The sequence below is a fragment of the Rhizobacter sp. P2_H2 genome (assembly GCF_056403375.1).
Genome location: NZ_JBFUFP010001572.1, coordinates 1 through 884, shown reverse-complemented (window position 1 = coordinate 884; position 884 = coordinate 1). Strand labels below are relative to the sequence as shown.

The 884-nt window shown below is 61.0% G+C and carries 1 pseudogene; it reads left to right on the top strand.

Going from position 1 to position 884, the window contains the following annotated elements:
* Positions 1 to 589: 589 nt before the first annotated feature.
* A pseudogene (locus AC1D15_RS34820) lies at positions 590 to 884 on the top strand (restriction endonuclease); the annotation flags it as partial.

Sequence of the window (884 nt, the reverse complement as noted above, 5' to 3'; positions counted from 1 at the left end):
TCAAGAGTACTTTCTCGGCACACCCAAGAGCCTGGGTTGCCTCAACGGTGTAACCACCTGGCGCCGCTCCTTACTTCACTGCCTTGGCGGCCCACATTCCCAGCTTGACGGCGTACTGCTTCAACCATGCCGCGTAGGCACACCTTGCGGGCAGGGCGGCCGTCACCGAATGCATTCTCGCCTGTGGAACCGGCTGACATATCGTTGTGGCATGCCTCTTCCGTCCCGCACGCAGGAAGTCAAGAAGGTCCTCCCGCGGGCATACGCGAGGACCGGTAGCGTGGCTTCCGTTGCGGCCTTTGCCTCCGACATAGGCTATGCATCTACGTCGTCGGCTTTCCCGATAACGGAGGCTCTGGTGTCCGATGCCGCGAGCAGGTTCGTTGCCCGCTGAACTCAAACATTGAACGGCAGCTTTCGGGCGTCGCGTTCGATGAATCGGAAGACTGCAACCGCTGCATAGCTGTCTTTTCAGTGCCCGACGTGCCGAGCGATGCCCGACTTGATCGGCGTCTGATACAACATCAAAACAGCAAGGGGAGAGCAGGGGATGGCGAGACGCAAGAAGACGAGTCCTGCTGAGGACATCATGGACCTCGTTGCGATGCTGCCGTGGTGGGCGGGGGTGACGTTGGGGGTGATCAGCTACATGCTGCTTCACGGCGTTGCATCCCAGGCGGTTGTCCGCACAGCCCAGCCTGGGCAAGTGAGCGCGATGGTCGCCCAAACCCTTTGGAAGACGTTGGCCAGCATTGGCCAGTACGTGCTGCCCGCTCTCTGCCTGGCTGGGGCGGGCATGTCGGCCTGGCGGCGCAAGGAGCGAAAGAACCTCGTCATTGACGTGATGCAAAGCGAGGCGAGCGATGCTTTGGATGGCATGAGCT